Source organism: Chryseobacterium sp. MYb264 (assembly GCF_035974275.1).
Lineage (GTDB): Bacteria > Bacteroidota > Bacteroidia > Flavobacteriales > Weeksellaceae > Chryseobacterium.
Window position 1 is genome coordinate 2204454 of the sequence record NZ_CP142422.1, and the last position, 15230, is coordinate 2219683.

At 38.6% G+C, this 15230-nt stretch carries 14 protein-coding genes; 1 reads left to right on the forward strand and 13 read right to left on the reverse strand.

Annotation, left to right across the window (positions count from 1 at the left end; genetic code table 11):
- Window positions 1-3: 3 nt before the first annotated feature.
- Window positions 4-1533: an endonuclease gene (locus tag VUJ46_RS09335; protein WP_326984710.1), complete on the forward strand. Its 1530-nt coding sequence runs from the start codon at window positions 4-6 to the stop codon at window positions 1531-1533.
- A gap of 304 nt (window positions 1534-1837) precedes the next feature.
- Here VUJ46_RS09335 and VUJ46_RS09340 read toward each other — a convergent pair whose 3' ends face one another.
- The 13 genes from VUJ46_RS09340 to VUJ46_RS09400 all read right to left on the reverse strand — a co-directional run bounded on the left by VUJ46_RS09340 (window position 1838) and on the right by VUJ46_RS09400 (window position 15204).
- Window positions 1838-2620 (reverse strand): hypothetical protein, encoded by a 783-nt coding sequence (locus tag VUJ46_RS09340; protein ID WP_326984711.1) that lies wholly within the window; start codon window positions 2618-2620, stop codon window positions 1838-1840.
- 1 nt (window position 2621) lies between these two features.
- The gene (locus VUJ46_RS09345; RefSeq protein ID WP_326984712.1) at window positions 2622-3365 is read right to left on the reverse strand and encodes a hypothetical protein; all 744 of its coding nucleotides are present in this window, start codon (window positions 3363-3365) and stop codon (window positions 2622-2624) included.
- Between the two features lie 2 nt (window positions 3366-3367).
- Complete coding sequence (locus VUJ46_RS09350; RefSeq protein WP_326984713.1) at window positions 3368-6034, reverse strand: OmpA family protein; 2667 nt, start codon at window positions 6032-6034, stop codon at window positions 3368-3370.
- A gap of 10 nt (window positions 6035-6044) precedes the next feature.
- Window positions 6045-6536, reverse strand: coding sequence for a DUF4280 domain-containing protein (locus tag VUJ46_RS09355; RefSeq protein ID WP_326984714.1), 492 nt, complete (start codon window positions 6534-6536; stop codon window positions 6045-6047).
- A gap of 25 nt (window positions 6537-6561) precedes the next feature.
- Window positions 6562-7605 (reverse strand): hypothetical protein, encoded by a 1044-nt coding sequence (locus VUJ46_RS09360; RefSeq protein WP_326984715.1) that lies wholly within the window; start codon window positions 7603-7605, stop codon window positions 6562-6564.
- Window positions 7606-7609: 4 nt separating this feature from the next.
- Window positions 7610-7888, reverse strand: a complete 279-nt coding sequence (locus tag VUJ46_RS09365) for a hypothetical protein (protein ID WP_326984716.1) — start codon at window positions 7886-7888, stop codon at window positions 7610-7612.
- Window positions 7885-8949, reverse strand: a complete 1065-nt coding sequence (locus VUJ46_RS09370) for a DUF2931 family protein (protein ID WP_326984717.1) — start codon at window positions 8947-8949, stop codon at window positions 7885-7887. The genes VUJ46_RS09365 and VUJ46_RS09370 overlap by 4 nt, the downstream gene beginning before the upstream one ends.
- Complete coding sequence (locus VUJ46_RS09375; protein WP_326984718.1) at window positions 8942-10363, reverse strand: phospholipase effector Tle1 domain-containing protein; 1422 nt, start codon at window positions 10361-10363, stop codon at window positions 8942-8944. Before VUJ46_RS09375 ends, VUJ46_RS09370 begins: the two co-directional genes overlap by 8 nt.
- Before the next feature lie 47 nt (window positions 10364-10410).
- Complete coding sequence (locus VUJ46_RS09380; protein WP_326984719.1) at window positions 10411-10581, reverse strand: hypothetical protein; 171 nt, start codon at window positions 10579-10581, stop codon at window positions 10411-10413.
- Between the two features lie 2 nt (window positions 10582-10583).
- Window positions 10584-12515, reverse strand: a complete 1932-nt coding sequence (locus VUJ46_RS09385) for a type VI secretion system Vgr family protein (RefSeq protein ID WP_326984720.1) — start codon at window positions 12513-12515, stop codon at window positions 10584-10586.
- 136 nt (window positions 12516-12651) lie between these two features.
- Window positions 12652-13056: a type VI secretion system tube protein TssD gene (tssD, locus tag VUJ46_RS09390; RefSeq protein WP_326984721.1), complete on the reverse strand. Its 405-nt coding sequence runs from the start codon at window positions 13054-13056 to the stop codon at window positions 12652-12654.
- A 636-nt stretch (window positions 13057-13692) separates the two neighbouring features.
- Window positions 13693-14718 carry an NAD(P)-dependent alcohol dehydrogenase gene (locus tag VUJ46_RS09395; RefSeq protein WP_326984722.1) on the reverse strand — a complete coding sequence of 342 codons (1026 nt, stop codon included), beginning with the start codon at window positions 14716-14718 and terminating at the stop codon, window positions 13693-13695.
- Window positions 14719-14871: 153 nt separating this feature from the next.
- A complete protein-coding gene (locus VUJ46_RS09400; RefSeq protein ID WP_326984723.1) occupies window positions 14872-15204 on the reverse strand; it encodes a CCC motif membrane protein in 333 nt (110 codons plus the stop codon).
- Window positions 15205-15230 lie beyond the last annotated feature (26 nt).

Sequence of the window (15230 nt, forward strand, 5' to 3'; positions counted from 1 at the left end):
AATATGAAAAAAATTATCTTATTTGCAACATTTGCAGGATTAATGAATGCCCAGGCACCATCGGGTTATTACAATTCAGCAAGCGGTCTCTCCGGAGCGAATTTAAAAACGGCGCTAAGCACCATTATTACGAATGGTCACCAGGATAAAGGCTATGCAGGGCTATGGACCGGCTATAAAACAACTGATATTGATAAAACCTATGAAAATGACGGTACCATTCTGGATATTTATTCTGAAAAACCTAACGGTACAGACCCTTATCAGTTTACACCGGGGGCTAATCAGTGCGGAACCTATTCAGTAGAAGGAAATTGCTATAACCGTGAACATATTGTTCCTCAGAGTCTTTTTAATGAAGCCGCTCCCATGAAATCAGATATTCATTTTATAAGAGCTACCGATGGCAAAGTGAACGGAATGCGCTCCAATTATCCGTTCGGGAAAGTGGGAACGGCAAGTTTTACTTCTAAGAACGGATCTAAACTTGGAAACTCAAGTTCTTCAGGATATTCGGGAACGGTCTTCGAACCTATCGACGAGTTTAAGGGAGATGTAGCAAGAATGATTTTTTATTTTGTAACCCGCTATCAGAGTAAACTCTCGTCGTTCTCTTCAGGTAATATGCTAGGAAGTTCTGCCTTTCCCGGACTTCAGGCATGGGAACTGAATGTCTTGCTGGCATGGCATAATCAGGATCCTGTTTCTCAGGCAGAAATTCTAAGAAATAATGCATCATATGCTTATCAGGGCAACCGAAACCCCTTCATTGATCATCCGGACTACGTGAACTTAATCTGGGGATCTGCTCCCGGAGAGACGACTCCCGAAAACCCCACCAATCCAAATCCCGGAATCCATTGCGTAAGCGAAACCTTTGAAACCATCCCTACAGCTAATCCCGCATCTTACACTACAAGAACCTGGAGTAATGACGGAACTTCATGGACAGCCACAGATGCAAGAACCGATCAAACCATTTCCGGAAAAGCAATTACCGTAAGAAATGGGGCTTTAACTTCTGGAAGCTCTGTCAACGGAATAGGATCCTTAACCGTTACTACCCAACTGAAATTCTCAGGAAGCACAGGAAATTTTACCGTGAAAGTCAATGGAAATACTATAGGAACTATTCCTTACAGTGCAACTTCCACAACGACAACCATCAATAATATCAACATTTCAGGGAACGTGACCGTAAGCCTGGTTAATAATTCATCTTCAAACCGAGTGGCGATAGACAATATAAGCTGGACGTGTTATCCTTCCACAGGAAAACAAAGTAAAGCCATTGCTCAGGATTCCAGAGATCTGCACATTTACCCTAATCCTATCCTAGATCAGGAAATCTTTGTACAGGGGGCAGACCAGGCAATCCAAAAGGCGGAAATCTATAATTTGCAGGGAAAAATAATGCAGACTATTGACCGGCCTTTTAAGCACTCAGGGAATTCAATTAAAGTGAGAGACCTTCCACAGGGGATCTATCTCTTAAAGTTGGATGACACCATTTTAAAGTTCATCGTGCAGTAAAACTTAATATAAAAACCTCCGAGGCTTTAAAAGCCCTGGAGGTTTACAACTTGATATCTATCAAGAATATTATTCGGATATCGGTGACTCTACTACCATTTTATCTTTTAAATTTCCATTAAATTATTTACCCTTTTCAGGATTATAATATCATAGAATACTTATACATCGGGTATCACCCTACGCTACTGATATTGAACCCCTTCGGGATTTCCAAGGAAAATTCAAAAAGAAAACGGTATAGAAACCAATATTTTACGCCTTCGATATAGCCTTTTTTTTTGCGATAATTATTATTGCTTCATTATCGAATTACTTTATATTCTAATCCATTTTTACAGATAAAAACAGGCATAAAAAACTCTTCATTGGTTTGTTCATTTTTATAGTATACCGCAGGCATCTGATTGGTTCCGGTTAAATAAGGAACTCTTTTTTCGCCAAACAGCTTTATGACCGGTTCTTCGGGAAAATCCTGCAGCATAAAATGACCATTTTCCAACTGTTCAAATAACCCCGAAAGCTCTTTTCTGTTATCTTCATTACCTAAATACATGGCTTTGTCGATTTCCTGAAACTTAGGGAGCATTTCCTGATGAATCATCTCAATATCCTTTGTTTTAAAGGCATTATAAATAACTCTGAAGTATTTTATTATTTGATCCCGATCCGGATTTTCATCATCGAAAACGTGAGAATTTTTCCAACCCGGAATGTCATATTCTACCTCAGCATCAAATTCTCCATATACCTCAATTAAAGGAAATTTTGTTTCGGCAAAATCTTCTTTTTGGTATTCAAAAGTCTGAACAGTATCCTGATAATTGGTTGTGGAAGAGTCATAGCAAAAGACTTTTATTTTTAAAAATCCATCTTCTCTTAAATGATTTTCTCCGGATAAGGGAAGAACTTTAATTTTTATATTTTGTTTTCCTGAGTTTAAAATAAAATGATTTACCGGTGTATGCGATGCAATGGAGCCTCCTGAATGATGAACAAAGGCGGGCATATCATTAATATAAATCTCAAAATTACAAATTGAGGAATTAAAATCTACCAGATAGTAAGGTTCTTTAAAGTTATTCATATTACTTTACATATTTACTGAGCAGAGGATCCTGGTCAGGATTATGATATCCCATGACAATTTTGTCCTTGAATGCTTTTTTAGAAATCATGACCAGGGTATTGGTAATATCATTCTTTGCCGGGTTGAGTGTAAGCTGATACAGAACATCATTTTTTGCCCAAACAATGGTCTCCGGAAATGAATAAATCTCGTTCCCGAAATCATCGGTACTCACTTTGGCAGATGGTAATACTTTAGAAAGCCCGGCCATTACATTTTTGTCGACAGCATCAATTTCTCTTCTTCCCTCAATTATTTCAGAAGGTTTTCCCAGACTCTTCAGCAATTCAGTAATGAAAGCCAATGTTTTTTGCCTTTCTATGCTGGTGGAAATAAATGAAACTTTACCATTATAATCAACGATTTTTGTTCCGAAGGTGAAATCCAGAGGCTCCTGATGATAGTTAATATGAGAACCCGATTTCTGATCGTCGAAATGGTATACGGTTACCTTTTCGCCATTGTCTTTAAGCGTTAACGAGACATTACTGTTAAGATCCTTAGCCTCAGATTCACTTAGAGACTTATCGTAGGCAATCTCATAATGGCCTTTCTGCTGCTCCACCCGCGATGGGGAAAGTTCAGCAATCGCATATTCTTTACTGTCTTTATTAAAATCAACGGTTGAGAGATCAAGGCTTTGCCCTTTATTACAGCTCGCCATAAGCGATACGATACCTAATATTAAAATGCTTTTTTTCATTATCAATCTTCTTTATTAAACTCAAAATAAGTTTTTTCAAATTTTATTTCGTCTTTTTCTACTAAAATAGCTTCGTCGTTGTATGAAAACGTACGTTTAAAAATACCAAATTTAACGGTAGCCGCCGCAACAAAACTTGCTTTTATTCCTGCAAATTCAGCTACTGGAGATATATAAATTCCTTTTTTATCAGCTCCTGCTTTCACTCCTCCGGTGACAGAAGTGGAAACATCTGCTTTTACCACTCCTTCGACACCAATGTTTGCGGATCCTGCTTTCCCCCAGGCTTTAAACTCAACGGTTACCTGAATTTTACCGGTAGCCTTTATTTCCCCAGTGGTTTCTTTAGGATAGGATGTGTTTATGGTGGTTTTACCGTCTATATAGACTCCGCCAGCAAATGTGACAATAAAATGGATTCCCACATTGGCTTCCAGCTTATCCATCACCCAGGTAATAATTTTTCCGGCTCCCGGGCAAAGGGCGTTGGCGCCGACCTCTACGAATATTTTAAATAAATTAATTTCAAAATTCGCTTCTACCAATGGTTTTGCTGAAACCCCTATAGTAACAAGATGTGTAATATCAGAAGTCGTTTTCGGTGCCCGCTCTAAATACCATTGTGCTGAAACCGCAATTTTGGGTGACTCGATGGTGAATTTTACTTTTCCACCGTTCACGGGAGAGTTGGATATTTTTTCCGTCATGTTTTTAATCCTGTTAAAAAGTCCCAGGGTTCTGCGGATTTTACCTTCCCATTTATGACCGAACTCGAAAGTCTGAGGAGCGGTGGCTTTGCTCTGAGAAATCCGGTTCCATTCTCCTTTCAGCGAGAGCCCAAAAGACTGATCCATTTCTCCGTACGTTTTAGACCAGCCTCTGTCTATCTCAGCACCGATAACCTTTTTTTTGCCTTCTTTAATATCATGAGGGTGCAGTTTATTTCCAAAACTGTGGGCAAAAGGCTGATCATGGTTCCATTTAAATTCAAGAGTCCATTTTATATCGGGAAATACTTTTACCTGAATCACTGCATTTTGTTTATTCGAAAACCATCTGCAGGAATTCACATAGATATTATAAATGGTGGCTGAACTTTCCATATTCAACAGGTTGAAGGTAGGCCAGATATAGTTTAAAGGGGCAGGATGATTCCATGACAGCTGTGAGTGCACCGGGAATGCCAGCGAGCTTTGGGCAATTTCTTTCTGCTTGGGATATTCGGCAGATTTTACGATAATTTTCTTTTCGTGTTTATCCTGTCCTCTGAAACAACTCTTCAATACATGCCCCAGAACATCCACCGTAAGATTGATGTCTGAACCTGATGCTATGGTTTCGTAAACCAACGTTTGCGCATCATGCCCTGTAAATGCAAATGAAATATCAACCCTTCTATTGTTTTCATAATCTTTTTCATTTTTATATTTAATATTGTCTCGGCCCATTTTATCATCGGTGGGGTCTACTTCCCCTTTTCCTACCGAAACAATTCTTGCGGCATCCAGTCCGCCCTCTTTGAAAAACTTCTTTACAATATCCGCCCTCCTTTGGGAAAGGCCTTTGTTATAATCCTGCTTTCCGATAACACAAGCATAACCATTCAGGTTAATTCTTGAATCTTTATGTTCCAGCAAAAATTTCAGAATATTGTTGAGTATTGCTTCCCCATCTCCATCGATAACGGTAGAGTCAAACTGGTAGTAAATAGTTCTCTGAATATGCTCCTGAGGCAAAGCTTTATTGAGCTTTTGCAATCCCTTTCCATTTTCGAATACCGTTACGGAAGAATTATCTGCTTTACCGTCTTTAACACCGCTTTCCGTAATTTTAATCACCTCAAACTTACAGGGTTCTATTCTTACGGAATTTACATCAGGCTGATAAACCTTAGTGGGTGTCTGATTCTGAGTAACATTGGTATTAGTGGTCGCTACTTTATTTTTAACATTCAGGTAAATCGCATGAAGATCGTCCCCAAGATTATCTTTAATATACAGATTGGACGCCTGATCTTTCACTTTGATATAAAACTCTTCCAGATTCTGGATATTCTCTACATGCGCCATCCAAGCATAGGTATTCTGAATTTTAAGGTTTACTTCTCCATCAATTACCTGAACATCGGTATATACAAAGATTTGTTTATCTTTTCGTGCGTACTGCTGGTTCCAAAGTTCAATAATCAGCTTATTACCGTTGAGTCCCTCGGTCTGCAAATTGAGATGAACAATATGCCCATACGAAATATGATCCGCTTTTTTATTGTTTTTAATACTTGTACCACCCTTCTGATATGACCATTTACTGCTTATAATTTTAGGTTCACACCAGCCTTTAACATAAATTCCCGTATTGTTTTTAAAATCTCTGACTCCTGACAAACTTGCTTCTACATAATAGTGATAATTTCCACAATACTTTTTTGTAATTTTGAATTGATATCCGGCAGCAGAAGGAATCTGATTGATTATTACCTGCCGGTCTCCGGTCTGCCTCATCCAGATAAGTTCTTTCTTTTTTTCTGCATCGGTAGTCCCGGGAAGCCATTCGGCAACCTGAAATACGACCCACTGATCCGGTTTTATGGTAAGCCTCTGTCCGGCAACGGACATTTTAGGATAATAAATTCCTTTCGTAATATTTATTTTTTTTACACCTTTTGCCATTTCGTTTCATTTAAATTGCACCATCTTCTCCTCCAAAGTCGGAAGGTTGCTCCTGATATATCGTTTCAGCATCGACAAGAGGATTAATTTGTTGTTGCACATCAGGGTCTGCATTTTTAAAATTTTGTCTGCTTGCCTCAGCACGTTGTCCGTGATCTATAATTTCTATACATGGTGTTCCCGCAATGGCACAAACGGCCTTACTGTCCTCAACAATAATGAAACCACCGTTATTCAGTCTTACTTTATCATAATAATTTTGCCATTCGGTCACCATAACTTTGCATGGCGGTGGCGGGCTTCCCATTTTTGTACAATTACCAAAAGTATTTTTTTCAAAGGTTGTTGCCCCGATCTCTTTTGTGGTGACGATCAGTTTTTTTGCAGCATCTTTATCATTGGCATATTCTTTTTCATGAGAAAGCACTTTGAGCTTATCCGGAGTCTGCCCGAACTGGCACTTGCACGTGGCGCCCTGTACTACAATATGTTTTTCTGCCATCTTATTTTTTTTCTCAGGTCTCATTTTAATTTTCCTCCAAACGGGATATCATAACCGAGATTTTTTTCATCTCATTCAGCATGATATCACACTCCAGATAGAGAGATTCAGGAAGAGAAGTTTTTCCATTCAGATAAAACTGTATTCTGAAAGATCCGCTGTTATTAATTACCGGGTTATCCTCTATAATAAAGGAAAATGGTGCTCCGCTGATGAAATCATCCACCGATCTTTCGTCGTTTAAAACTCCGTAGCCTTCTATATTAATCTGGTCATACTCATCCTTTAAAGGATCTATCTCAAAACGTACTTCATAGTTTGCTTCCCTAGGGTTTTTAACAATAGGAAACTTCTCATTCCGCTTTATTTCATAATTTTTACCATAATTCCCATAAATACCTAAAAACAAGACTCTCAGAAAGTAGTCATTCTTCAGCAATTCGGTCAGTAACTCAGGTTCATCCAGAACTTTTTTTATTTTTCTGCAGTACTCCTCTACTGTTTCCCCTTCATATTCTTTATCGATTTCTTCCTTTACAGTGTTCCACCGTTCCGCATACTCCCGGGTGTTTTCAACTGAATGCATTTTTCCGCTTTCATCGGTACTGATATAAAGCGGATACAAAACTTTTGATGTTTTATAAGCCAAAAGATCAGCCAGCTCGTTCACCTCTTCTTCATCGATATACAATTTTGAAATCCTATCAATCTCAAAAAAATGCAGCTGATTTTCTGTTTTTAGCCAACGCACTGAAGCGTCATATTTAATTTCATTTTTCCGATCTCCGTTTTCTATTGTAATTCTTACCCCATATTTTAAAAACATATTTTGCGGATTGAATATCACCCTATTGGCAGGACCAAAATCCACCAATTTTGTTTTATCTGCTGTGGCAGTCCTCGGAATATAAATAATCTTCTGATCTGTGAGGCTTATGAGTATCATTTCCTTAATAGCACAGTGATCATTATGAAATTTTTTTAATGCCTCTGATGATAAATTATATTTCGTGGCAATACTTTTCAGTGTTTCATTTTCGAGGACGATATGTGTATTGAATTTCTGCATATTATTACATTCCTCCTATATAAATGAAAACAGCAAGTACGGGAATCATAATCAAAATATTGATCACTGCATTCTTTTTATTTCGCTGATAAAAAAACTTAACCGTTTCACAGATCATAAATATTCCCCAGATCACAAGAATCAGAAAAGCTGCCAGTAATGAAAGATCAATGCCCATCCCATTATTTCCGCTGTCTGTGTTCAGTTTTTTATTGATCAGCAGAACCATCGGAACAGCAGCAATGAGAATTTTAATTATACTATAAATGACCGTCTTTTTCATTGACCAAAGATTTTAACGATAAAACCACTGATTGGATATTCTTTTTCATGCTGCTTTACTCCCAATCTGATGTCTGAATTTTCAGCATTGATTTTAATCAGTAATTCTGCAGGAGCATTTTCATCCAGCGTCTGAAAGACTTTATAGATATTCTCATGGGTAAAATCTTCGGGAAATTTAGATCCGTTTTCTCCTTTATAAATTGCTCTGTAATATTTCTCATCTTTTGAAAAGACAATTCTTGCTTCATATTTTTTTCCTGCGTCCGCCCATTTTATCCAGATATTATACGGAATTGAGCTTTCACTGTAACCGTCATTCGGCGTATACAGAGTTTCTTTTTCCATATTTATTTTGTCGATCTGTATCCTGCTGATATCTTTTGATACCACGGTCCTTACTCTGTATTTTTTACGATATGCATCCCAATGTTTGTACGGCAGATCATTGATGAGAATCCGTTTTTTTAATTCTTCACTGTAATTTTTAAACCAGCCCTCATATATTTCTTTCTGACTTCTTTCATCATCAAAAACATCACTGAATTTTTCATAATGTTTTTCAGAGGCCTGAAATTTTGCAATTTCTTTTTGACTTTCATTTCCCTTGATCCACAGAACGACCCCACCATTTAATGCAATACCAATTGAAAAATAGTTATACTTAGGCTGCTCGCGACCATTTACCGGATTGACTACTTTTTCCTGAAGATATTTTTCTATTTCGCTCTGAGGCAACTTAAATTCTCCTTCAAAAAATTTATTTTCAACATACGAGTAGTATCCAATCTTTAATAGAGCAGGAACTTCTTTTTCCTGATCCCCCACCACAAAACTGTTTCCTGATCCCCACATTCCGCCGAGATGTACGCCCATGCCGTATATAGGAATCATTTTCTGGTCTGCAGAATAAAAAACCTGCTGATAGGTATCAATATCATAATGCTCAGGTGTTCCTATTCCTGCATCATATTTATATGTATTCATAGTTGGTTTCTGGGCAAAATACAGATTGACTGCACCCATTAAAAATAGAATTATTATATTTTTTAATTTAGCCATAAATAAGTTTTCTTATTCTGTTTGGTCGGGGACCATGTCCTATTTTTCCGGTTGCTGACCAGTGAATATACTGGTTAATGAGTATTTTTTCATTGGTAAAATCTAAATAACTTTTATAGGACAGCTGTTTTCTACGGTGAGGCTCTGCTTTTTTTACAGCCGATATATATTGATCCAGTTTTGTTTTTACATAGTGCAGGATATGGGTTCCGTCCCCGGCTTTTTCGGGAATTTTAAACTTTTCTGTCACTCCGTTCACGTTGAAATTGCTGTCTTTTTCGGTAGATAAACTACACATAAAATGCAAAGGAATATAGCTGTACCTCTTATCAATAAACCGCTCTCCGTTCAGTCCTATATAATTTACATATTTATTGGAATGAGAAGCGATTGTAATCTGCTTATCAACATACCAGCCTTCATCAATAAAAGGCTGCCTTTTCTCATTGGCTAATGCATTATATGTATTTCGGTCATTAATGGCCCTCCCGGGCGTTACTGATGCCTGATGATATTGCTTAAAGACTTCACTTTCATAACAACCTCCGATATCGGCATGAGCTCCGGGAAGGAGAAGCTCCAGACCTTTGCTTCCCGTGCTTTCAATGGTGGTAATATTGAAGTTTTTACGCCATTCATGACCTGCCGCCAGCTGAACGACATGTTTTACCTTGGCATTGCTGATGGCACTAAGTCCCAGTTCCCACTTATCAGCTTCAGAACTATTGTCATTTTCAAAGTTTCCTCCGTATGAAGACACGGTATCATACAAACCAACAAACTGCACAGTGAGGTTGGAAATTTCAATACCGTCTTTCTCACAGAGATACCCTAAATGGCCTCTCGCCGGAAGTCTTTTCTTATCCACAGGATACCCGTCAAGATCAGTATATCCGTCACGGCTAAAATTGGCATCATAGGATGATCGTGTTAATTCGTTTACAAAAGCACGGGCTGCTGCCGCTCCCCTGCTGAATCCATAGACATCTACCGTTATCTTGACAGTCGTATCAGGCTGAAGTCTTTCTCTAAGCTTTTCACATCCCTTTCTGATTTTTTCTCTGATCCCTGTCGCTCCCATCCCCATGGTATATCCTGCAACCGTATCGGTATCTCCATTCAGCGTTCCTATTCCTTCAATATAAATGGAAGGGGCAGAAGTATAAAAATGATACATTCTTGCCACATTGGAGTAGTCATTCATATAACTGTCTTTATCAAATCCCCAGGGATCTTCCTTTACCGCCTCTTTGTCATAGCTCTGTCCCTTCTTTTTCTTTTCTTTTTCTTTTCTTATATAAGTATTCCGCTCGTTATTTAATGTTCCGTCGAAAAAAAAACCGAGTCTGATTTCAATGGTACTGTCATTTTCATCTTCGGAGGGAGTATAGCTTCCAAAAGTTATATTTGCCATTGGTTTTTATTTCTTTATAATTAATACTCAAAAACATCTGCAGAAAACTATTTATTCCCCTGAGACATTATTTTTTTGTTGCTTGCCAGCACAAGATTCCCTTTTTTTGCCTCAGCATTGATTTTCTGAGCAATTTTTTCAGCTTTCCTGCCCACTTTCAGATCGTAAGAATCGTGAACTTTAATAATGATATTTTTTGCAGTCTTCCGAATGGCCATTTTTAGAATAATTTTGATTTTTCCGCACTGTTGAATTCTACAATTTTCCCGCTTTGCATAGTCATATTTTCCAGCTCGCTGAAAATTGACATTTCGCCCGCAATTTCGTTAGAGGTTTCAGACTGTCTCCGGAATTCTTTTTCTACCATTTCCATCCTCGTATCAGAAGTCTCCCGGATATCGCCGGCAGCAGTCTGAACAATATCCTGGCCGGCCGAAGAAATAATATTATCGTTGGCAGAACTGGTAATGCTGTTTCCCGCTGAAACAGAAATTTCCTTTCCCGCGGTGATATTAATATTATCCCCGGCATTCAAGGTAAAATTTTTAGGAGCGGTGAGCAAAATATTACCCTTTCCGTCCATAAAATAGATATTTCCGCTGGGATCAAGAATTTTCACACTTCCTTCCTCATCATTCATTAAAATTCGGATTCCGCTTCGGGTCTGGATCGATTTCAGATGATTATTTAATCCACCTCCGAGGCCGATACCACCGTGAAACATGCCCCCCATTACAAAAGGCCTGTCGGGGTGACTGTGAACAAAATTGACCATCACCTGATCTCCCACTTCAGGAATTGCTACATAGCCTCTGTTTTGGGTGATCTGATCTGTTCCCCCGGCATCCGGGCTCATCATTCTGATAAAATGGGTGGTATCATTGGTCTGCCAGTCGAATCTTACCTGAATTCTGCCTTGCCCTTCAGGATCGGCATTTGAAATAACGGTCGCCGTCTGAGGTTCTGCTTTCGGAGCTGTAAATTCAGGTTTAGGCAAAAATCCAGTGTCTGCTGCAATCCCTTCAAAAGTTCCCTTGTAATGTCCTATGGTGTCAATTTCATGCGTAACTTCTGTGGCCATTATTTTGGTGAAATAAGAAGTTTCATTGGAGTCTGCTTTTCTCATCTGAACGTCCACTACACATCCCGGATGGAGGAAAGGAACGGTGGTATTTCCTGAAATTGAAAATACATTGACAGCCTCACTTCCTGAAGCACTTTTCTGAGAATATTCCACATCGAGATGGGTAGTTGCCTTGATAGGAGCGATCTGGAGTGCCGGAGTCTTATAGATCTTATCATTATGATCATAGGCGGTCTTAGCCAGATCCCCAACGTGCTGGATAGGCGTGGTTCCGGAGGTCAGTTTTTCGTTTTTATTGCTGTTATATCCATAAAACTGAGGTTTTGTATGAACCGCTTTCAATTCCACTCTGATATCGTTGGCACTACTTCCATAGATCAGCTTAATAGGTTTATTCTGAGGAGGAAGTTTTCCAAAATGCAGCACTTCTCCATCATAGTAAAACTGTTCACCATAAGCTTCTGCCATTCTTGCGAGATAATTATAATGCGTTTCGTTGTACTGGCTGCTGTAAATGATTTGTGAATAATCATTGGTATCGATTCTTACATCAAAGCGACCTTTATCAATCCCTTGTTTAATTATTTCCTCGGCAATAATTCCCATATTAACAGACTGATTACCCCCGAAACTTTGAATATGAGGTGCCCCATCCAATAAAATGGTTGGGCTGTAGCCTTTTAATACAATATTTCCTAGGCTCATTTTTTCCTGACTGAAGCCTACGCCGGTAATAATTCCCACGAAGGTTCTCTCCGGACTGTTGTCAATATCCTTATATGAAATTACGGCGGTAAGACGTTTACCAAGAAATTTATTGGCTTCCTCCAGCGTATGGGTTTGTCTTTCTCCCAATGCATCATGAGCCAGCGTCAGGGTAAATTCATGATGGCGCTGTGCACTCTGTTTAAGGGTAAAATATTTGTAGTACGCAACGGCTTTCCCTTCAATAACAACAGATAATTTTACCAGTCTGTTGATACCGTTATGATGGTTTGCGGATACGCCATCTGCATTCTGAGTGGGGCGAAATGATACACCCCCAGATTTTTCAGGTGTGATAGACATAATTTTGTGTTTGATGTGTTTTTCTATTATAAAAACTATTGATGAAGAAATATTTTAAATACAGCTCACAAAAAGTATTTATAAAAGGTAAAAAAAGACCGCCTTAAGACAGTCTTTCCTATATTTTAAGACTATTTTAGCTGGATGGCCAAAGTCCTTCGTAGTGAGAGTTTCCATACGATATTTGTTCTGCACTGATGACAAAACTGATTAGCATACTGTTGGTATCTACCGCATCAAAGTCCACTTCATGCTGAATAACATAACCATTTTCCCAATTGAGGGTAATTAATGTACCTTCTTCATGAGATTTGTTAAAGGTAATCTCGCCCTTTGTAGGTTTATACTTTCCGTTCAGTAAGCTTTCCAGGATATCTGATTTTTCCGTAGCTTCAACGGTAACTTTGATTATTGCGTTGGAAGGATCTGATGCTACCCTTCCTGAAACATCCGTAGATCGGGATACATTGTAGTTAAGTTTTAAAAGCTTCTGTCCTTCTCCTCCATTGAACTTTAAAACTCCTCTTGAATTTGCTGCCATACTGTTAAATTTTTTTCATTACTATTCTACATTCATTTTGATGGTAAGACAAAGATAAGTTTCCGTTACTGATTATAAAAATTTTTAACAAGAAGATTGAAATTATGTAGTAATTCTACTACTTTTTAATAAAATACCTAAAATCATCAACTTACAAAGGTTGTAAAATATGACAGGAATGGTCTGGCAGAAAGAGCCTCAAATTCATGCGTTATTTATTTTCACTCTGATGATAAAAGCTCCGCAAACATGAGATCATTTTGATTGTTGTGTGCTGATATCTTGTCGTTCTTTAGTTTCGCGTCCTCATTACGCTAGGATACCGGCAAGCTTCTTATTCAGAACTGAGGTTAAAATAAAGAATAATTCCATAAAAATATTCGAAAAAGACCTTCTTTCAAGGGAGAGAAGGTTTTTCTTTGCTGCTGTAAAGCCTGAAGTTGACAGACAGTCATTATCATCCTATCGGACAAACAGTGAATGAAGCATGCGCCCAAAACTCAGGATAAACGGAAGATTTGATCTTTATTTTCAATGAGTTGACCTTGTATCGAGTGTGCTATTGGGCTCTTTATCATTTTCTGCTATTTAGAGCCTTTTTCCATTTTATTGATCAGAAATATAAGCAGCTTTTACTCAAGGAACTAAAACTGCTCTTCCTTTTATTTTGCCCTGGCGCATTCTTTCATATACCTCATTAGCCTCATCAAGGCTGTGTTTTTCAATTTCAATATGAATTTTCTTTTGTCTCGCCAGGCCGACCACTTCCATCAATTCTGTTCTGGAACCCCAATAAGGATTCGTCATGCTCACTCCGAAAGGAAGCCCATTCATGCTGTATTGATAATGTCCGCCGCCAAGCCCGACGATCGTTAAATCACCATCAAGACTTACGATCTTTGTTCCCAAATCAATTGTAGAAGTCGCTCCTACAAAATCAAGAACTACTTTTGCTTTCTTAATTCCGGTGATTTTCTGAATTTGTTCAGCAGCATCTGTATCTTTTGAATTAATGGTAAACGCTGCACCCAATTCCTTCGCAAAAGTCAGTTTATCGTCCGTCACATCACAGGCAATGATAGTTGCTCCGCTGGTTTCTCTTAAAATCTGCAGCGCTACGTGACCTAAACCTCCAACGCCGATCACCACCACAAATTCATCAGGCATCAATTTATGCTGAGAACGTTTTATCGCTGAATAGGGCGTTAAAGCGGCATCCGTTAAAGGTGCTGCAATTACCGGATCAAGATCATAAATAGGAACCAATAGTCTCGACGAAGGAACTAACATATAATCTGCCATTCCTCCGTTTAAGCCTAAACCTCCGCCATACGCCATCTCCGACTGATGATCACAATAATTTTCCTTTGATTGCTGACAAGGCTTGCAATGCCCGCATCCCCAAGGTCCGTAGACCAAAACGGCATCTCCTTTCTTGTATCCTTTCACACTCTCACCCACCTCTTCAATCCAACCGGCATTTTCGTGTCCCAATGTAAAGACGGTTTCTCCCACGGTACCCTCATCAATGATGTGCAAATCTGAGTGACAAACGCCAGCTCCGCCAATCTTCAATAAAACTTCTTCTCCTTTTGGGGTGGGCTTCTCCATGTCATTAACTACACGGACATCTTTGTGCCCAAAAAAACGTACTGCTTTCATAACATATTCTTTTTGAAAATTTACACTTTAATTTACCGCTTAAATCCCAACTTAATATATTTATTTATGTTAAACCTATCTTAAAATATTCGTTTTGAAGCAATAAAAAAAGACCGCACATGCGGTCTTGTCATTTCAATGGGTACTAAAAGATTATTGTCCCATCAGTTCTTTTATTCTTTCCTGCATGACTTGAGGATCCTTCATAGCATCCCAGCCCAGGGTAGCAATCATCACGACTACATACACCGCATACAGTACACTCAGGGCAATCCCTATAATAGCCATAATCTTTCCTGCATTCAGCTGTCCGTAATTGGAATACATGGTTGGATTTTGCTTGTAAAGCTCGCCATCTTTTTTAGCTAATACAAGTGCGATGATCCCAGCTACCAATCCCGGAAGTCCATAGCAGCAACATCCTAAAATAGAGACAATTCCCAGAATTAAAACGGCGGTTGCGTTAGGTAATTTGTTTTCGTTCATAGTTATAATTTAATGTTGTCTATTGT

Bases quoted from the DNA above. Each gene is read 5' to 3' on its own strand.
- VUJ46_RS09335 (WP_326984710.1), top strand. From the start codon at position 4: ATGAAAAAAATTATCTTATTTGCAACATTTGCAGGATTAATGAATGCC.
- VUJ46_RS09340 (WP_326984711.1), bottom strand. From the start codon at position 2,620: ATGAATAACTTTAAAGAACCTTACTATCTGGTAGATTTTAATTCCTCA.
- VUJ46_RS09345 (WP_326984712.1), bottom strand. From the start codon at position 3,365: ATGAAAAAAAGCATTTTAATATTAGGTATCGTATCGCTTATGGCGAGC.
- VUJ46_RS09350 (WP_326984713.1), bottom strand. From the start codon at position 6,034: ATGGCAAAAGGTGTAAAAAAAATAAATATTACGAAAGGAATTTATTAT.
- VUJ46_RS09355 (WP_326984714.1), bottom strand. From the start codon at position 6,536: ATGGCAGAAAAACATATTGTAGTACAGGGCGCCACGTGCAAGTGCCAG.
- VUJ46_RS09360 (WP_326984715.1), bottom strand. From the start codon at position 7,605: ATGCAGAAATTCAATACACATATCGTCCTCGAAAATGAAACACTGAAA.
- VUJ46_RS09365 (WP_326984716.1), bottom strand. From the start codon at position 7,888: ATGAAAAAGACGGTCATTTATAGTATAATTAAAATTCTCATTGCTGCT.
- VUJ46_RS09370 (WP_326984717.1), bottom strand. From the start codon at position 8,949: ATGGCTAAATTAAAAAATATAATAATTCTATTTTTAATGGGTGCAGTC.
- VUJ46_RS09375 (WP_326984718.1), bottom strand. From the start codon at position 10,363: ATGGCAAATATAACTTTTGGAAGCTATACTCCCTCCGAAGATGAAAAT.
- VUJ46_RS09380 (WP_326984719.1), bottom strand. From the start codon at position 10,581: ATGGCCATTCGGAAGACTGCAAAAAATATCATTATTAAAGTTCACGAT.
- VUJ46_RS09385 (WP_326984720.1), bottom strand. From the start codon at position 12,515: ATGTCTATCACACCTGAAAAATCTGGGGGTGTATCATTTCGCCCCACT.
- tssD (WP_326984721.1), bottom strand. From the start codon at position 13,056: ATGGCAGCAAATTCAAGAGGAGTTTTAAAGTTCAATGGAGGAGAAGGA.
- VUJ46_RS09395 (WP_326984722.1), bottom strand. From the start codon at position 14,718: ATGAAAGCAGTACGTTTTTTTGGGCACAAAGATGTCCGTGTAGTTAAT.
- VUJ46_RS09400 (WP_326984723.1), bottom strand. From the start codon at position 15,204: ATGAACGAAAACAAATTACCTAACGCAACCGCCGTTTTAATTCTGGGA.